Here is an 18,233-nt window from a genome sequence, read left to right on the forward strand (position 1 = left end):
TAATTTTCGATACAATAGAGAGAAGCAATTTTAGACTAGAAATAGGAGAAATCATGAAAAAATTATGCTTAACTATCCTTGCTAGCCTGGCCCTTACTTTAGGACTAGTTAGCCAGGTCCAAGCCGATGAATATTTACGTATCGGTATGGAGGCAGCCTACGCACCCTTTAACTGGACTCAAGATGACGACAGTAACGGCGCTGTCAAAATCGATGGAACCAACCAATATGCTAATGGTTACGACGTCCAAATAGCTAAAAAGATTGCTAAGGACCTAGGCAAAGAGCCCTTGGTTGTTAAAACCAAGTGGGAAGGACTTGTCCCAGCCCTTACTTCTGGTAAGATTGATATGATCATTGCAGGTATGAGCCCAACTGCTGAACGCAAACAAGAAATTGCATTTTCAAGCAGCTACTATACTAGCGAACCAGTACTTTTGGTCAAAAAGGATTCTGCCTATGCAAACGCCAAATCACTAGAGGACTTTAGCGGAGCAAAAATCACTTCTCAACAAGGTGTTTACCTTTATGATTTGATTTCACAAATCTCAGGCGCTCAGAAGGAAACTGCCATGGGAGATTTCGCCCAAATGCGTCAAGCTCTTGAAGCTGGTGTCATTGATGCCTACGTTTCTGAACGTCCTGAAGCCCTAACTGCCGAATCAGCAAACGCTAAGTTCAAAATGATTCAGCCTGAACCTGGTTTTAAAACTGGTGAAGAAGATACGTCTATCGCTATTGGACTTCGTAAAGATGATGACCGTATCAGCCAAATCAACGCCAGTATTGAAACCATTTCTAAAGATGAACAAGTTGCGCTCATGGATCGTATGATCAAAGAGCAGCCAGCAGAATCTACAACGACAGAAGAAAGCAACAGTAATTTCTTTGGCCAAGTCGCTAAAATTCTGACTGAAAACTGGCAACAACTCTTGCGTGGTGCTGGTATTACCCTTCTCATTTCAATTATCGGTACCATCGTTGGTCTCACTATTGGTCTTGCTATCGGTGTTTTCCGTACTGCACCTCTATCTGAAAACCAATTTATCTTTGGCATCCAAAAACTAATCGGTTGGATTCTCAATATCTATATTGAAATTTTCCGTGGAACACCTATGATTGTACAATCTATGGTTATCTACTATGGAACTGCTCAAGCTTTCGGGATCAACCTAGACCGTACGCTAGCTGCTATCTTTATTGTTTCTATCAATACCGGTGCCTACATGACCGAAATCGTTCGTGGTGGTATTTTGTCTGTTGATAAGGGACAATTTGAAGCGGCAACTGCACTTGGTATGACTCATAACCAGACCATGCGTAAGATCGTTTTGCCTCAAGTTGTTAGAAATATTCTACCAGCGACTGGTAATGAGTTCGTCATCAACATCAAGGATACTTCTGTATTGAACGTTATCTCTGTAGTAGAACTTTACTTCTCAGGAAATACAGTAGCAACACAAACCTACCAGTACTTCCAAACCTTTACCATCATAGCAGTTATCTACTTTGTCCTCACCTTCACAGTAACGCGTATCCTCCGCTTCATCGAAAAACGTATGGATATGGATACCTACACGACAGGTGCTAACCAAATGCAAACGGAGGATTTGAAATAATGAGTCAACCAATCCTTGAAATCAAACACCTCAAAAAATCCTACGGGCAAAACGAGGTCCTAAAAGATATCTCTCTCACTATTCACAAAGGTGAAGTGATTTCTATCATCGGTAGTTCTGGTAGCGGTAAATCAACCTTCCTACGTTCTATCAATCTTCTCGAAACACCAACTGAAGGTGAAATCCTTTATCACGGTGAAAATGTCCTCGAGAAAGGCTATAATCTCACTCACTATCGTGAAAAACTAGGTATGGTTTTCCAATCCTTTAACCTCTTTGAAAATCTCAATGTTCTTGAAAATACGATTGTTGCACAGACAACCGTTCTCAAACGTGAACGATCAGAAGCAGAGAAAATTGCTAAAGAAAACCTTGAAAAAGTTGGAATGGGAGAGCGCTACTGGCAAGCTAAACCTAAGCAACTTTCAGGTGGTCAAAAGCAACGTGTCGCCATTGCTCGCGCACTTTCTATGAACCCTGATGCCATTCTCTTTGATGAGCCAACCTCAGCCCTTGATCCTGAAATGGTCGGTGAAGTTCTAAAAATCATGCAAGAACTAGCTCAAGAAGGCTTGACAATGATCGTTGTAACCCACGAAATGGAATTTGCTCGTGACGTATCACACCGTGTCATCTTTATGGACAAAGGTGTGATTGCAGAAGAAGGCAAACCTGAAGATTTATTTACAAATCCTAAAGAGGAACGTACAAGAGAATTTTTACAACGCTATTTAGGATAAGACAAAAGTGGTTGAAAACACCTCTTAAACTAAGAGTTGTTTTCCTATTCAATCCCAATCACCATTGAGTCAAAGGCTCATGAACATAAAAATCAAGGTCGGAGTTTTTTATCCCGACCTCTTTTTATACTTTAAAAATCACTTTTATCCCTTCCTATGTTTCCTGAGCAAGTATTGCTTGTAGCTATATTCCTAATCTTTTATTTGATTTTCATGAGTGATACTCAATGAAAATCAAAGAGCAAACTAGGAAGCGAGCCGCAGGCTGTACTTGAGTACGGCAAGGCGAAGCTGACGTGGTTTGAATTTGATTTTCGAAGAGTATGAGATTACTCAGCTCCCTGTCAACCTACTTCATTCTAACAAATAGATTTGTTGAGTAGGTCATAGCATGGCTATTTCTCCATTCCATAAATAAAAGCAGACCCTAATTAGAGTCTGCTTGTATCCAAAGATTAATCTTCAAATTTTTCATGATTTTTTTCATAGAAATCAATTAATCCAAGGGCTGTTTCAAAGGAAATATTTTTAACTTTTGCACGTCCTTGAGCTAGAGCAATGATAGACATTTCACGTGCATTCGTTTCTTTAGAAATACGATAACCAGTGATCTTCTTATCACGAACCCAGCTAACAACTGATTCTACTTTTTCAAAGTTAGTCTTAGCCATGTTTTTCTCCTATTTTATTCTTTACGATATTTAATTGTATACGTTTTTATGGCATTTGTCAATAAAAAAACATATATCCAATCAAATAAGACGTTAAGATTTAGTTTACTTGGCTTTTAAAGCCGATAATATATGGGTTCGTATATCTTCAACTCCGTTAGGATTTGCTGGTAAGAAAATTGCATTATTACCTTGTTTTTCTGCAAAATTATTCAATGTATCTAAATACTGGTTAGTTAACAAGATTGACATGATTTGCTCTTCAGTTAATTCAACATTGGCCCCTTTTAACTCTTTAATAGAATCAGCAAGTCCATCAACAATTGCTTTTCGTTGCTCTGCGATCCCTACACCATGTAGGCGATCCTTTTCTGCCTCTGCTTCGGCCGCTGTTACGATCTTAATTTTATCTGCTTCGGCCAATTCTTGTGCTGCTACTCTCTTACGTTGAGCAGCATTGATTTCATTCATTGATTGCTTGACTTCCGCATCCGGCTCTACTTTGGTAATGAGCGTTTTGACGATAATGTACCCATACGTTGACATTTCTTCCGCTACTTGTTTTTGAACTTCTAATGCAATTTCATCCTTTTTCTCAAACAATTCATCCAAAGTTAACTTAGGAACTGATGAGCGCAATGCGTCTTCAATATAAGATTTGATTTGAGCCTCAGGTCTCATTAGTTTATAGTAAGCATCTGTAACATTTTGTTCATTTACTCGGTACTGTGTCGCAACATTCATCGTCACAAATACGTTATCTTGAGTCTTGGTTTCCACAACGATTTCACTTTGCAAGAGACGCAGTTGGACACGAGCTGCAATTTTATCAATCCCAAATGGTGCTCTTAGGTGAATACCACTATTGCTCAATTTTTGATACTTACCAAATCGTTCAATGATAGCTACTGATTGTTGTCGAACAACATAGATTGAGCTCATTAATATAGCTCCTACAATAAGCATTAGAATAATTAGAACAAGTATAACTTTTAAAACCATGGGAATCTCCCCCTTTCTTCACTTACATTATAGCACTAGTAAATAGGTTAGGCAAATAATATGATAAAAATTTCATAGCATATTAAACAAGCATATTATATAAGGTCTCATTCCCATTCAAGTTAATATAAGACGGGTCGAATTTTTCCATCCGGTGAATCAATCCCGCATAATCATGTTTATCAGCAAGTGCAATCCCTATTAGTACTGGACCAGTTCCCTTGCTAGCTCGTTTGATATATTCAAAACGAGTAATATCATCATGAGGTCCTAAGATATCATTTACAAACTCTCGAAGTGCTCCCGGACGTTGTGGGAAATTCACTACAAAGTAATGCTTGATACCATCATAAATCAAGGCACGTTCTTCCATCTCTGGCATACGGTTGATGTCATTATTCCCTCCAGAAATGATACAACAAATGGTCTTGCCCTTAATATAATCGGATAATACTTCTAGGGCTGCAACACTAGCAGCCCCCGCAGGTTCTGCTACAATTCCTTGTTTAGAATAAAGATCAATTAAGGTCTCAGAAATCAAACCTTCATCCACTCCGATAAGAGTTTCTACATGTTTGCGTGTTGCTTCATAGGTCAACTGTCCTACTTTTTGCACGGCAATCCCATCCGCAAACTTATCAATTTCTTTAAGTTTAACCGGTCCTCCAGCTTCAAAGGCAGCCTTCATAGAACGAGCACCTTCAGCCTCTACTCCAATGACCTCAATCTGAGGATTTGTTTCTTTAATATAAGTAGAAACACCTGAAATGAGACCTCCGCCTCCAACAGGTACCAAGACAGTATCAAATTCAATAGATTCTTTACGAGCTTCTTCTAAAATTTCATAGGCTACCGTACCCTGACCAGCTTGAACATAAGGATCATCAAAGGGATCAATAAAAGTACGATTTTCAGCTACGGTAAAGTCTTGAGCAGCCTTGGCTGAAGCATCAAAAGTATCCCCTACTAATTTAATGGTTACAAAATCTCCTCCAAAGAAACGAACCTGACCAATTTTCTGTTGAGGTGTCGTAATTGGCATAAAGATTGTTGCAGGAATCTTCATCTCATTACATGTGTAGGCAACTCCTTGAGCGTGATTTCCCGCTGAAGCACACACTACACCACGTTCACGTTCCTCTTTTGTCAATTGGGAAATTGCGTAATAAGCCCCACGAATTTTAAAAGAACGGACACGTTGAGCATTTTCCTTTTTAAGATAAATTTTCGCTCCGTATTTTTCGGATAAATAATGATCGTAGTCAAGTGGTGTATTGGCTACTACACCACTCAAAACCTTGTGGGCTTTCACCACATCTTTTGCACTTAGCATAATCTCCTCCTCGATGAGTTTTCAAGATAAAAAACGAGTTAGGTTCCCCCCAACTCGCCTTCTGTTTATATTCTTAAAAATTAGTTGTAGATCTTGAATGCATCATCGTCGTTTTTACCGACAAATGGCATTGCTTTACGCAATTCTGCACCAACTTTTTCAATTTCAAGGTTAGCTGCTTGTTCACGGTAGGCAGTCAATTTTGGACGTCCAGCTTTGTAGTCATTTACAAAGTCGTTGGCAAATTTACCATTTTGGATGTCCGCAAGAACTGCTTTCATGTTTTCTTTGACTTGTTCAGTGATTACACGTGGACCTGATACATAGTCACCGTATTCAGCAGTGTTTGAAATTGATTGACGCATTTTTTTGAATCCACCTTCATAGATCAAGTCAACGATCAATTTCATTTCATGAAGAACTTCAAAGTAAGCCAATTCTGGAGCATATCCTGCTTCTGTCAAGACTTCGAAACCTGCTTCGATAAGGGCAGTCAAACCACCACAAAGTACAGCTTGTTCACCAAACAAATCTTCTTCAGTTTCTTCTTTGTAAGTTGTTTCAAGAAGACCTACACGAGCTGCTCCAACACCTTTACACCAGTCCATAGCAATGTTTTTAGCATTTCCTGTTGCATCTTGGTAGACAGCGTAAAGCGCTGGAACACCAAATCCTTCTTCGTAAGTACGACGTACCAAGTGTCCTGGTCCTTTAGGAGCACACATGAAGACGTCAACATCTGCAGGAACTTTGATGAATTCGAAGTGGATGTTGAAACCATGTGCAAATCCAACAGCATTACCAGCTTCCAAGTTTGGTGCAATTTCTGCTTCATACAATTCTTGTTGGATTTCATCTGGTGCCAAGATCATGATAACATCAGCCAATTTAGTTGCTTCTGCTACTGTGTAAGTGTCAAAACCATCTTCTTTTGCTTTATCAAAAGATTTACCTGGACGTACACCGATGATCACATCGCGACCTGAATCACGCAAGTTTTGAGCGTGAGCATGACCTTGTGAACCATAACCGATAACGGCGATTTTTTTACCGTCAAGTGCTGCTACTTTTACATCTTTTTCGTATTCCATTTGAACTGCCATAGTTTTTCTCTCTTTTCTATTATTTATTGCCTTTTAGGCTAGTTTAACAAATTTAAGTTGGATTTTTAGTCGCGGGTAAATCCAGTTGCACCCGTACGAGCGATATTCTTAATACCATATGGTCGAATCACTCGAATTAAGGCTTCACTCTTTTCTGCATTCCCAGTCATCTGAATGGTAATGGAACTTGGAGCTACATCGACTACTGTTGCACGGAAAGGTTGGATAATAGCCAAAATTTCTGCACGTTTTTCAGCAGGAGCTGAAACCTTTATAAGAATCACTTCTCGTTCTAAGTGGGGTTGATCCGTGATATCACGAATGCGAATCACATCAATCTGACGATTAAGTTGTTTGATAATTTGCTCCACTTCATCATGTGAGGCAACATCAATGATAATGGTAATTCGTGATACATTAGGATTTTCCGTTGCGCCAACAGAAATGCTTTCGATATTGACTTGACGTCTCGATAAGACTCCTGTGAAGCGATTGAGAACACCTGAACGGTTTTGAAGTTTGGCTGTTAACATTCTACGCATTAAACTTCACCCCCAACATCTCATGATTACTCTTACCAGCTGGTACCATCGGTAAAACATGTTCTTTCCGAGAAATATCTACTTCGATGAACATTGGTACATCTTCCATGATGACTTCCAAATCCTTCTCAAGAGTTTCAGGATTATCAAACTTATAATTCTTAATCCCGTAAGCCTGTGCCATCAATTGAAAATCTGGAAGGCTATCAAAGACTGATTCAGAAGTTCGACCATCATAGAAGGCTTCTTGCCACTGGCGGACCATTCCAAGTGAGTGGTTGTTAAGCATGATGACCTTGATTGGAATCTTGTAAATATTTAAGATTGCTAATTCTTGATTGGTCATCTGGAAACCACCATCTCCGACAAAGAGAACAACTTCTTTATCTGGATTGGCAATCTTAGCACCAATAGCTGCAGGGACTCCGAATCCCATAGTTCCTAAACCACCTGACGTAACCAATTGACGCTCGTTTTGGTAAGGATAGTATTGAGCCGTCCACATTTGGTGTTGCCCAACGTCTGTTACGACAATGGCGTCACCATTGGTCAACTCACCGATACGTTCAATAACTGCTTGGGGTTGTACAACACGTTCTTTCTTATCATATGAACGAACACGATTCTTATCTTTGGTAACTTTTTCAATCCATTTTTCAGTATTGTTTCGAACAATTGGCTCAGCTAGCAACTGCTGCAAAGCCTTTTTCGCATCACCAACAACCGGAATATCAACTGCGATAATCTTACCAATCTCTGCAGGATCGATATCTATATGCGCTACTTTTGCATTCTTAGCAAAGGTTTTAGGATTTCCTGTCAAACGGTCATCAAAACGACAACCAATAGAAATCATAAAGTCAGCCTCAGTCATGGCAATATTAGCTGCAAAGGAACCGTGCATTCCACCCATTCCCAAAAATAGTGGATGGCTAGTTGCGATTGTTCCCTGTCCCAAAAGACTTGTCACAACAGGAATTTGATAACGCTCTGCAAATTCATTTAACTCTGCTGCAGCCTCAGCGTAACTAATCCCACCACCAGCTAGCAAAACTGGCTTTTTAGCCTTAGACAACTGTTTCAAGATTTTCTTGATCTGCATGTCATTTGGCTCAAGTGTTGGCTGATAACTTGGTAAATCTATCTCTGGAGAGTAAATAAAGTCTGTCTCAAGCGCAGAAACATCTTTTGGAAGGTCAATGACGACTGGCCCTGGACGACCTGTAGTCGCAATATGCACAGCTTCCGTAATAATCCGTGGAATATCCGCAGTTTCTCGAACCTGATAATTATACTTAGTGATTGGCATGGTGATACCAACGATATCAGCTTCTTGAAAAGCATCTTTCCCAATTCCAGCACGTGCCACTTGGCCAGTAAAGACTAAAAGGGGAACACTATCGCTCATAGCATCTGCGATCCCTGTAATGGCATTTGTAGCTCCTGGTCCACTTGTGACGACTGCAACACCCAGTTTTCCTGTTGACTTAGCATAACCTTCAGCTTCGTGAAGACAGCCCTGCTCATGGCGACCTAGAATATGGCGGATTCCCTTAAAATTATAAATAGCATCATATAAAGGAAGTACCGCTCCACCAGGATAACCAAAAATCGTATCGATTCCTAAGTCACGAAGTGTTTCCAAAACAAGATCCGATCCCGACTTAGGTGAGTCTAAAATGATTTTCTCCATCGTTCCCCTTTCTCTTCTCTTAAAAATAGCTTGTTACTATGATACCATTTTTTCAAAAATTTTCAAGGGAAAAGAGCAAATTTTCTGAATTTTCTATCTAGATACTTTACAATATCAAATAGATTAGAAAGTTTATACGTATTTTTATTTTTTAATAGAAAAAAGGTTGAGACAAACTTGTCTTCAACCTTTCATGTTAAATCATTACTAATTAAAGTGAGTTAACGTCAACCTTGATACCCACACCTTGAGTAGTTGTGATTGTCAAGCTTGTTACGTAAGTACCTTTAGCAGTAGCTGGTTTAGCTTTTTGGATTGTTTCGTTGAATGCTTTGAAGTTTTCAACCAACTTGTCAGCTTCAAATGAAACTTTACCGATGATCGCTTGTACGATACCTGCACGGTCTGCACGGTAAGTGATTTTACCACCTTTAGACTCTTCAACTGCTTTAGCAACATCCATTGTTACAGTACCAGTTTTAGGGTTTGGCATCAAGTTACGTGGTCCAAGGACACGTCCAAGACGTCCAACAAGAGCCATCATGTCAGGCGTAGCGATAACTACGTCGAAGTCCAACCAACCGTCGTTGATTTTAGCAACAAGATCATCTTCACCAACGAAGTCTGCACCAGCAGCTTTTGCTTCTTCAGCTTTTGCACCACGTGCAAATACAAGAACGCGAGCTGTTTTACCAGTACCGTTTGGCAATACCATTGCTCCACGGATTTGTTGGTCAGCTTTTTTCACGTCGATGTTCAGGTTGTAAGCAACTTCTACAGTTGCGTCAAATTTTGCGAAGTTAGTTTCTTTTGCAAGAGCTACAGCTTCTTCTACGCTGTATGCTTTTGTGCTGTCGATCTTCTCAAGAGCAGCACGAAGTTGTTTGCTTTTTTTAGCCATTTTCTATTCTCCTTGTAAGTGGTTCAATCGATTTTCATCTCCCACGTCACTTCTCGAAATGATGAAGTCTTGCGGGTTATATAGGGATGTTATTGATTAGTCAACAACAGTGAATCCCATAGAACGAGCAGTACCTTCGATCATACGCATTGCAGACTCAATGTTTGCAGCGTTCAAATCTGGCATCTTAGTTTCTGCAATTTCTTGTACTTGTGCACGAGTAACTGTAGCAACTTTAGTTTTGTTAGGTGTACCTGATCCTTTTTCAACACCTGCAGCTTTTTTCAAAAGAACAGCAGCTGGTGGTGTTTTTGTAACGAAAGTAAATGATTTGTCTTCGTATACTGAGATAACAACTGGAATGATCATACCAGCTTGGTCAGCAGTACGAGCGTTGAACTCTTTTGTGAATCCCATGATGTTGATACCAGCTTGACCAAGAGCAGGTCCAACCGGTGGAGCTGGTGTAGCTTTACCAGCAGGGATTTGCAATTTTACAAGTTTTTCGACTTTTTTAGCCATTTTTAAATCCTCCTTTGTGGTTTTGGCGGTAATTTAGAGATTTTTACCTCCCACAAGTATGCTTTACACATACCCATCTATTATACACTATTTTTTAAAAAATGCAAGAGAAATTTTTATTTTTGATATTTCTTTATGTTACAATTTTTTGGTGAAATCAATCTTCAGAATCTTCTATCACGATGGAGTGAATTCATTCAATCAAAGTCAGTACAAAGCTCACTCCATTTTCAGTAGTACCACTTTCCACAAATCCAAGAGACTCAAAACATCTTCTAGAGATACGGTTGAAAGTGTAGATTTCTTGAACTTTCAATTGTTTCCAACCCTTTTGCCGAGCTAGATCAATCAAAGCCTTCAAAACCTTGCGTCCAAGTCCCTGATGTTGATAAGTTGGATTGCCAATCACAATAGGAAGATTCTCCTGAGATAAGGTGACATCCCCAATTGGAAGCCACTCTCCCTTTTCTCGAAACTCAATCCAGAACAAATCCCCGTGTCTTTCTAAATAGGAATACATGGCATTTAATTTTTCTGAACTATAGGGTATTTTAATACCGTCTACAAGTTCCACCAAATCCATATCTTGATACCAGGCCAAAGCTGCATCATGATGATCTGCTAAAAAATAGGGAACTAGACGCAAGGAATTATCTATCTGAATGATTTTTGTCATCATTTTCTACTCCTAATACTAGCTCCGCTGCTTGATTAAAACCATCACACCAGTTATACCATCTTGCTTCATATTCATCTTGAGGTAAGATATGATTTTTTAAATCCAGAACAGAGTATATCTTTCTTTTCTCACAAGCTTGCGCATAGAGATGATATAGTTCATCACCTCCATCTCTATCCCACTCAGCAGAAATTGTATCCTGGCCTACCAACAAAGCCTGATAAGCCCTGTGATGGCCATCTGTAATCAAGAAGCAATTTCCAAACGCAAGAACGCTAATTGGATTGATATTGGGCTTTTCTTTCGACTGATAAAGCATCTGGATATCTTGTAACTTCTTTTCTGATAAGTATAGTTGAGTCGGATGAAGATCTTTTATGTTGACTTCCATTTTATCTCCTCAAGAAGGGGCAATTCCTACTTCTGCTTTCCTTTGAAGCGCCATTGAAAACGCAGTTTATCGTAGAAAGGAAACTCCATAAACAAAACTCCTAGGCCTACACAAAGGCTGGCAATCACATCTGATGGGTAGTGAACTCCCAGATAAATTCTTGATACCAATACACTGACTAAGTATATACCAAGTCCGATTTGCACGACTTTTCTCCAGGTTGTATTCTTAATCCGTTGGCTCAAAATCACAATCAAAGATCCAACCATAATCGTTACTGCCAGAGAATGTCCGCTTGGAAAAGAAAAACCTTTTTCTTCTACCAAGTGTAGAATTTCTGGCCGTGGTCTTTGGTAGATATTTTTAAAAGTTACGATTAAGATTCCAGCTAAAGTCAAATTCCCCAGCATGAGATAACTTTCCATCTTCCATTGCTTACGATAAAATATAAAAGCTACAATTAAAACCCAGCTAATAATGACTGGGATATCAATTAAGTGCGTAATTGCCCGAAAAAGAAGCGTTAAGGTCTCAGGTAAATCACCTCTAATGGCAGTCTGAATCGGCTGATCAAAACCGACCAGCATTTCTGGATAAAATTTGACAATATAGCCAATAATCATAAAAAGTAAAAGGGCAAAAGAGCCCTTCATCATAAATGTTTGTTTATCTTTCATAGTATTTTAAAGTTGGTTTCAAAAGGACAAACAACAACCAGAAAGAGATGGCAAAGATAATACCTTCAATCAGATTAAAAGGCAAAACCATAGTCATCAGGTAGTTGCTCAATCCTAAGATTTTCTCAATATCAAAATTAGCAAACTTAGCGTACAAAGGAACAGCATAAACATAGTTTAGAACTAGCATAGCTAGAGTTAAACCAAGCGTACCAGCTAGTGAAGCTAGGACGAAACGCATGGTTGTTCGCTCTTTTTCCCAAATCAAACCAAAAGCAAGTACAAAGACTCCCAAGGCAACAATATTCATCGGTAAACCAATATAGGTACTAACCCCTTGATTGTTCAGAAGGATTTTCAACAAGGACCGAAGGAAAAGCACTCCAAAAGCTGCTGGTAAATCCAAGACTACCAAGCCCACAAGGACCGGTAAAATACTGAACTCAATCCTCAAAAAGGATGCCGCTGGCAAAAGCGGAAAGTCAAAGTACATCAACACAAATGAAAGTGCTGATAGAATTGCAATGGTCGAAAGTCGACGTGTGTTTGTCATAACAGGTTCCTCCAATTTTCTATAAAATCAGAAGAAGTTGGAAAGGATTCCTCTATCTATCCTTTATTTTTATATTCCAAAAGTTCCCCCTCACTCTTTTTTTAGCAAGCGGTTGCAATTTACCTATAAAAAATCAATTAGAATAGACAAAGCCATTCTTTCGTCTTCTCCCATCCAGACTATACTGTCGGTTGTGGAATCTCACCACATCAGCTTGCGCTCGCGGACTTATTTGGCTAAGATATTTTAGATTTATCTAGGCGTCGTAGTCGAAGATAATACTTAAAGTATATCGAGACAAGACAACGACGAGAAAGCTAAAATAGCTAGTCAAATTTACCGCCGGTCGGGAATTTCACCCTGCCCTGAAGACCCCTTTATGATAACAAAAAAAGCTTGCAAGCGCAAGCATTTTATCTAAGTGTTTATTTCAACTTATCTGTTTCGTAAGTGTGAACCAGTTCGAGACCCGCAAAGTTTTGTTGACGAAGTGCTTCATAAACAATCATACAAACTGTATTTGAAACATTGAGACTACGAACATGCTCATCATTCATGGGAATGCGGAGAGCTTTTTCTGGATGCTCACGCATAAATTCCTCAGGCAAGCCCTTATCTTCTCTCCCAAAAAGAAAATAATGATCTCCTTCTGTCGTGAAATCTGCATCTGAATAGACTTTTTCTGCAAACTTGGAAATCAAGTAGAGCTGACCATCCATTTTTTCCATAAAATCGGCCAAACTATCATAAAAATGAATCTCAAGCTTGTCCCAATAATCTAGACCTGCTCGCTTCATCTTACGGTCATCGATCGGAAAGCCCATCGGTTTAATAATATGAAGGGGCGCATTCGTTGCTGCGCAGGTACGAGCAATATTACCCGTATTTTGTGGAATTTGGGGTTCAAATAATACAATGTGATTTGCCATGCCTTGTTTCCTCTCACTAGTGCAAAAAAATAGCCACACTGCCCGGAGTCTAGCTCAGCAAACAGCGTGGTTAAGGCATCGTTAACTTACCTCACAACAGGTTTGAAGTAAATCAGCGAAACTACTGTTTTAGTATATCACTTTCAGCTTGATTGTCAATAGAAATGACTTGATTTTTTCAATTTTTTTACAAACATATTTACATTAGTTAAAAATGCTTCTATATTCATTAGAATTACACGAAAATAGCTGATTTATATATTAAATTTTTAATAAGGAAGATTATCAATGGGACAATTTCCCACCCTAATAATGAAAAGAGTCGGTTGCCGAGTGCATTTTATTCTAAAAAAGAGTATGATAGATACATATTGAAAAAGTAGGTTATATAACATGAAGATTATTCTTGTCGGAGGGGGGAAAGTTGGTTCTGCCCTTTGTCGTTCACTTGTCGCTGACAATCATGATGTTGTCTTAATTGAACAGAACGAAACCGTTCTTAATTACATGACAAGCCGTTTTGATATTATTGGAATTGCAGGTAATGGGGCTGACTTTGCCATGCTAGAAGCTGCCAATGTTCAAGACTGCGATATTTTCATCGCTATGACTCAATATGACGAGGTCAATATGGTCTCTGCTGTCTTAGCTAAAAAGATGGGGGCTAAAGAAACCATCGTCCGTGTCCGCAATCCTGAGTATTCCAACCCCTATTTCAAAGAAAAAAATATTCTCGGATTCTCTCTCATTGTCAATCCAGAACTCCTAGCGGCTCGTGCTATTGCTAACATCATCGACTTCCCAAACGCTCTTTCTGTTGAGCGTTTTGTAGGTGGTTTGGTTAGTTTGATGGAATTCAAGGTTCGAATTGATAGTAATATTTGTCAGATGTCTATTGTTGATTTCCGTAAAAAGTTTGGTAATGTTATCGTTTGTGCCATTGAGCGCGATCATAAACTGATGATCCCTAGTGGCGACCTTATTTTAGAAGATAAAGACCGTATCTTTGTAACAGGTCATCGTGTAGACATGATGCTTTTTCATAACTATGTCAAATCTCGTGTCGTTAAAAGTTTACTCATTATTGGAGCTGGAAAAATCGCTTACTACCTTGTTGGTATTTTGAAAGATAGCCGTATTGATACCAAGGTCATTGAACTTAATCCAGATCGTGCAGCATTTTTCAGCCAAAAATATCCCAAACTCTATATTGTGCAAGGTGATGGAACCGCAAAAGATATCCTCCTAGAAGAAAGCGCCCAACACTACGATGCTGTCGCAACCCTCACTGGCGTTGACGAAGAAAACATTATTACATCTATGTTCTTAGATAGTGTTGGTGTTCAGAAAAACATCACCAAGGTCAATCGAACTAGCCTTTTAGAGATTATCCATGCACCTGAGTTTTCTAGTATTATCACACCCAAAACCATCGCTGTAGATACTATCATGCACTTTATCCACGGTCGTGCCAATGCCCAATATTCAGATCTTCAAGCGATGCACCACCTTGCAAATGGACATATTGAGACTCTTCAATTTCTCATCAAGGAAGCCAATAAAATGACTGGCAAACCCTTGTCTCAATTGAAACTCAAAAAAGATATTTTAATTGCTGCTATTATCCGCAACGGAAAAACAATCTTCCCAACAGGTGAAGATAGCCTTCAAGTCGGTGATAAGTTAGTTGTCATCACACTACTATCAAATATCACCAAGATCTATGATCTGTTAGAGAGGTAAGCTATGAATAGAAGTATGGTACGATTTCTTCTTGCAAAGCTACTCTTGATCGAGGCTGGTCTACTCTTAGTTCCAGTTAGCATTGCTATTTATTATCAAGAATCGAGTCAAGTTTTTACAGCTCTTTTCTCTACCATCGGAATCCTTGTTGTTCTAGGTCTTCTGGGAATTATCAGTAAGCCTAAAAAACAGCGAATCTATGCAAAAGAAGGGGTCTTAATTGTTGCTCTCTGTTGGATTCTCTGGTCATTCTTTGGTGCCCTTCCATTTGTCTTTTCAGGACAAATTCCCAATATGATAGACGCCTTCTTTGAGATTAGTTCTGGCTTCACAACAACGGGAGCAACCATTTTAAATGATGTTTCTGTCTTAAGCCGTTCCCTTCTATTTTGGAGGAGTTTTACTCACCTTATCGGAGGGATGGGGGTGCTGGTTTTTGCCCTAGCTATTATGGACAATGCTAAAAATAGTCACCTAGAAGTTATGAAGGCTGAGGTTCCAGGACCAGTATTTGGTAAGGTTGTGTCTAAGCTAAAAAATACAGCCAAAATCCTTTACATCCTCTACCTGGCTATGTTTGCCCTCTTTGTAGTTATTTATTACCTTGCTGGGATGCCACTCTACGATAGTTTTGTTATTGCTATGGGAACCGCTGGAACTGGAGGTTTCACTGTCTATAACGACGGTATTGCCCACTATCACAGTTCTCTCATTACCTATCTGACAAGTATCGGGGTTTTGATGTTTGGTGTCAATTTCAACCTCTACTACTATCTCATGCTCCGTCGTATTAAGGAATTCTTTTTTGATGAAGAACTCCGAGCCTATCTCTTGATTGTAGCCATATCAACTGGCTTAATCACGCTTAACACACTCCACCTCTATAGCGGAGTTTCACAAAGCTTTGAGATGGCCTTCTTCCAAGTATCTAACATCATTACCACTACCGGTTTTGGATATGGGGATATCACGAACTGGCCTTTGTTCTCTCAATACATCTTGCTAATGCTGATGGCAATTGGTGGTTCTGCCGGCTCCACTGCAGGTGGTCTCAAGGTTATTCGCGGAGTCATCCTATCTAAAATTGCTAAAAATCAAGTCTTGTCTACCATATCACCTCACCGTGTGTTAACCCTTCAGGTTAATCAAACGGTTATTGATAAGGATACCCAGCACAAGATTCTGAAGTACTTTGTGGTTTATATCATGATTTTACTCAGTTTGATTTTCATCGTCAGTTTAGATACCAATAATTTAATGGTTGTTACGAGTGCTGTTTTCAGTTGTTTTAACAATATCGGTCCTATTTTAGGAACAACTGCAAGTTTCTCAATTTTTAGTCCATTTTCAAAACTTCTACTATCCTTTGCTATGATTGCAGGACGTCTTGAAATCTATCCAATCATACTACTCTTTATGAAGCGAACCTGGTCTAAACGTTAGAACAATCAACTGTACACCCTATCTCCCCTCTTCAAGAAACCCTTGAAGGGGGATTTTTAGGGCTCAAAAGACAAGACAGCTCTAAAAATCGACAATTGGGAATTTAAGGATTTTTCTCTCCTATCTTTTAGCTATAATAAGAAAAAAATATAGGGGATACTTTATGGAAAAAGTCATGAAATCAATTCGACTACTCTTATTCTTTGCCTTAATCCAACTGGCACTTTGTAGTTGTATCTTTTGGTCTGGAACCTCTCTAGCCCTCAAACAATCCTGTTTTTATTTTCTACTAGCTTTATTGGGCTTATCTGGGTCTTGTGCCTTTATGCATTATTTATCTAGTCACAACCTGAAAAGAGATAGACTGATTGATAGGAGTCGCTTTATCTTTTTATTGTATAGTATGATGGTTATTGTCAATCTCTGTGGTGTCGGACTTGTTCTGTCAGAGAGTATCGTCACTGTTAACTTACTTCAAAAAGAAGCTGTAGAACTCATCCTTCCCTCCTTCTTTTTTCTCTTTGGAGTTGATCTCGTTACCTTTCTCCCCTTGAAAAAATGGAGAAGGTTACAAAAAGATTCCAGTAGCAAGGAAGTGAGATTTTCCGTCATCATCATTTCTATTTTAATCTTCCTACGTAATCCAATCACCATTTTATCGATTGCTTTTTATATTGGCCTTGGTGCTCTATTTCTCAGTTTTTTATTCCCAAAAAATTTGAGACAGGAGGTATCATTCTACGGTCATTTGATTCGGGATATTCTATTTGTCGTCTGTACTTTGCTCTTATGGTAACAAATAGAATCTTCTCAGCAATTGTGCTATAATTAGATAAAATTTTTTAGGAGACATATCAATGAACTTTTTTAAGGATTTTCGTAAACGACTCGCTTGGTTTGGGATCTTGTTAGTAGCTATCTTTCTCTCTCAAATCCCGATGCAAACTCTAGCTCTACTAGCACTAAGTCAGATCGATCCTATCTGGTCAACACTTATCGTAGCTCTTATTTCGATTCTTGTCATCGCCATCTTTTTGTTCGGTGCCCATAAGAGCAAGTTGCTGGTATTTAAACCTAAACTCTTAGCGATTAACGATGTCCCTCGTATTGTTTTGAGTTATTTGACAATCTTTGTTGGAAATCTTGTAGGTGGCATCTGGCTACAACTCATAAAACAAACAACAACTTCTAATCAGCAAGTAATTAACAACCTTATTTCTGAAAGCTCTCTGATTAGCAGTTTCTTCCTCATCGTTTTAATCGCACCTATTTGTGAAGAAATCATCTGTCGCGGGATTATTCCTACCAAACTCTTCCAAGGCTACGAAAAGTTTGGCTATGTTATTGGTTGGTTGATCTTCCTCCTTGCACACAGACCTTCTAATCTCCCTTCCTTCTTGATTTATGGCTGGATGTCTGCTGTCCTCACTTGGACTGCTTATCGTACCAGACGTTTGGAAATGTCTATCTCAGTCCATATGCTACTTAATAGTATCAGTTTCATCTTACTGGCACTCTTTACAATTTTTATGAAAAATTTCGGTATCTAATACCCAACTATTCTTCCCTTAGGCTAGATCAATCGTCCTAGTCTAAGGGATTTTTTTATTTCAACAAACTTTTCACCTCAGAAAAGCCACTTTTTTCTACAATCTCAAAATTTTTTTAAAAAAATTTTAAAAATATTTTTAT

At 39.0% G+C, this 18,233-nt stretch carries 19 protein-coding genes and 1 riboswitch; of the genes, 6 read left to right on the top strand and 13 right to left on the bottom strand.

Going from position 1 to position 18,233, the window contains the following annotated elements:
* Positions 1 to 53: 53 nt before the first annotated feature.
* Positions 54 to 1,619: an ABC transporter substrate-binding protein/permease gene (locus QM928_RS01915; RefSeq protein ID WP_414294444.1), complete on the top strand. Its 1,566-nt coding sequence runs from the start codon at positions 54 to 56 to the stop codon at positions 1,617 to 1,619.
* Entirely contained in the window at positions 1,619 to 2,359 is a 741-nt protein-coding gene (locus tag QM928_RS01920) for an amino acid ABC transporter ATP-binding protein (protein ID WP_000081949.1), read from the top strand. Before QM928_RS01915 ends, QM928_RS01920 begins: the two co-directional genes overlap by 1 nt.
* A 455-nt stretch (positions 2,360 to 2,814) precedes the next feature.
* Here the strand turns inward: QM928_RS01920 and QM928_RS01925 are convergent, their stop codons facing one another.
* From QM928_RS01925 to QM928_RS01985, 13 genes are all read right to left on the bottom strand, one after another.
* The gene (locus tag QM928_RS01925; RefSeq protein WP_001140700.1) at positions 2,815 to 3,030 is read right to left on the bottom strand and encodes a hypothetical protein; all 216 of its coding nucleotides are present in this window, start codon (positions 3,028 to 3,030) and stop codon (positions 2,815 to 2,817) included.
* A gap of 105 nt (positions 3,031 to 3,135) precedes the next feature.
* On the bottom strand, positions 3,136 to 4,032 hold the full coding sequence (locus QM928_RS01930) for an SPFH domain-containing protein (RefSeq protein ID WP_281335138.1): 897 nt from the start codon (positions 4,030 to 4,032) through the stop codon (positions 3,136 to 3,138).
* 82 nt (positions 4,033 to 4,114) lie between these two features.
* On the bottom strand, positions 4,115 to 5,365 hold the full coding sequence (ilvA, locus tag QM928_RS01935) for a threonine ammonia-lyase IlvA (RefSeq protein ID WP_045763620.1): 1,251 nt from the start codon (positions 5,363 to 5,365) through the stop codon (positions 4,115 to 4,117).
* A gap of 80 nt (positions 5,366 to 5,445) precedes the next feature.
* A complete protein-coding gene (ilvC, locus tag QM928_RS01940; protein WP_000290683.1) occupies positions 5,446 to 6,468 on the bottom strand; it encodes a ketol-acid reductoisomerase in 1,023 nt (340 codons plus the stop codon).
* 65 nt (positions 6,469 to 6,533) lie between these two features.
* Positions 6,534 to 7,010 (bottom strand): acetolactate synthase small subunit, encoded by a 477-nt coding sequence (ilvN, locus tag QM928_RS01945; protein ID WP_001253809.1) that lies wholly within the window; start codon positions 7,008 to 7,010, stop codon positions 6,534 to 6,536.
* Positions 7,003 to 8,703, bottom strand: coding sequence for an acetolactate synthase large subunit (locus QM928_RS01950; RefSeq protein ID WP_414294445.1), 1,701 nt, complete (start codon positions 8,701 to 8,703; stop codon positions 7,003 to 7,005). Before QM928_RS01950 ends, ilvN begins: the two co-directional genes overlap by 8 nt.
* 211 nt (positions 8,704 to 8,914) lie before the next feature.
* Positions 8,915 to 9,604 carry a 50S ribosomal protein L1 gene (gene rplA, locus QM928_RS01955; protein ID WP_001085672.1) on the bottom strand — a complete coding sequence of 230 codons (690 nt, stop codon included), beginning with the start codon at positions 9,602 to 9,604 and terminating at the stop codon, positions 8,915 to 8,917.
* Positions 9,605 to 9,700: 96 nt separating this feature from the next.
* Positions 9,701 to 10,126 (bottom strand): 50S ribosomal protein L11, encoded by a 426-nt coding sequence (gene rplK, locus QM928_RS01960; RefSeq protein ID WP_001085808.1) that lies wholly within the window; start codon positions 10,124 to 10,126, stop codon positions 9,701 to 9,703.
* Between the two features lie 193 nt (positions 10,127 to 10,319).
* Complete coding sequence (locus QM928_RS01965) at positions 10,320 to 10,802, bottom strand: GNAT family N-acetyltransferase (RefSeq protein ID WP_194251830.1); 483 nt, start codon at positions 10,800 to 10,802, stop codon at positions 10,320 to 10,322.
* Positions 10,777 to 11,196 carry a chromosome partitioning protein ParB gene (locus QM928_RS01970; RefSeq protein ID WP_153225062.1) on the bottom strand — a complete coding sequence of 140 codons (420 nt, stop codon included), beginning with the start codon at positions 11,194 to 11,196 and terminating at the stop codon, positions 10,777 to 10,779. Before QM928_RS01970 ends, QM928_RS01965 begins: the two co-directional genes overlap by 26 nt.
* 26 nt (positions 11,197 to 11,222) lie before the next feature.
* Positions 11,223 to 11,873, bottom strand: a complete 651-nt coding sequence (locus QM928_RS01975) for a phosphatase PAP2 family protein (protein ID WP_414294446.1) — start codon at positions 11,871 to 11,873, stop codon at positions 11,223 to 11,225.
* Positions 11,863 to 12,426, bottom strand: coding sequence for an ECF transporter S component (locus QM928_RS01980; protein ID WP_248034657.1), 564 nt, complete (start codon positions 12,424 to 12,426; stop codon positions 11,863 to 11,865). Before QM928_RS01980 ends, QM928_RS01975 begins: the two co-directional genes overlap by 11 nt.
* Before the next feature lie 158 nt (positions 12,427 to 12,584).
* A riboswitch (FMN riboswitch) is annotated at positions 12,585 to 12,803 on the bottom strand.
* A gap of 48 nt (positions 12,804 to 12,851) precedes the next feature.
* Positions 12,852 to 13,355 (bottom strand): tRNA (cytidine(34)-2'-O)-methyltransferase, encoded by a 504-nt coding sequence (locus QM928_RS01985; RefSeq protein ID WP_045763706.1) that lies wholly within the window; start codon positions 13,353 to 13,355, stop codon positions 12,852 to 12,854.
* Positions 13,356 to 13,748: 393 nt separating this feature from the next.
* Between QM928_RS01985 and trkA the strand changes: the two genes are divergently transcribed.
* From trkA to QM928_RS02005, 4 genes are all read left to right on the top strand, one after another.
* Positions 13,749 to 15,098 (top strand): Trk system potassium transporter TrkA, encoded by a 1,350-nt coding sequence (trkA, locus tag QM928_RS01990; RefSeq protein WP_414294447.1) that lies wholly within the window; start codon positions 13,749 to 13,751, stop codon positions 15,096 to 15,098.
* Positions 15,099 to 15,101: 3 nt separating this feature from the next.
* Positions 15,102 to 16,541, top strand: coding sequence for a TrkH family potassium uptake protein (locus QM928_RS01995; protein WP_414294448.1), 1,440 nt, complete (start codon positions 15,102 to 15,104; stop codon positions 16,539 to 16,541).
* 163 nt (positions 16,542 to 16,704) lie between these two features.
* Entirely contained in the window at positions 16,705 to 17,337 is a 633-nt protein-coding gene (locus QM928_RS02000; RefSeq protein WP_281335143.1) for a hypothetical protein, read from the top strand.
* 61 nt (positions 17,338 to 17,398) lie between these two features.
* Positions 17,399 to 18,091: a CPBP family intramembrane glutamic endopeptidase gene (locus QM928_RS02005; protein WP_075232049.1), complete on the top strand. Its 693-nt coding sequence runs from the start codon at positions 17,399 to 17,401 to the stop codon at positions 18,089 to 18,091.
* Positions 18,092 to 18,233: the final 142 nt, after the last annotated feature.

The sequence above is a fragment of the Streptococcus infantis genome (assembly GCF_047460405.1).
In the GTDB taxonomy this organism is placed as follows: domain Bacteria; phylum Bacillota; class Bacilli; order Lactobacillales; family Streptococcaceae; genus Streptococcus; species Streptococcus infantis_Q.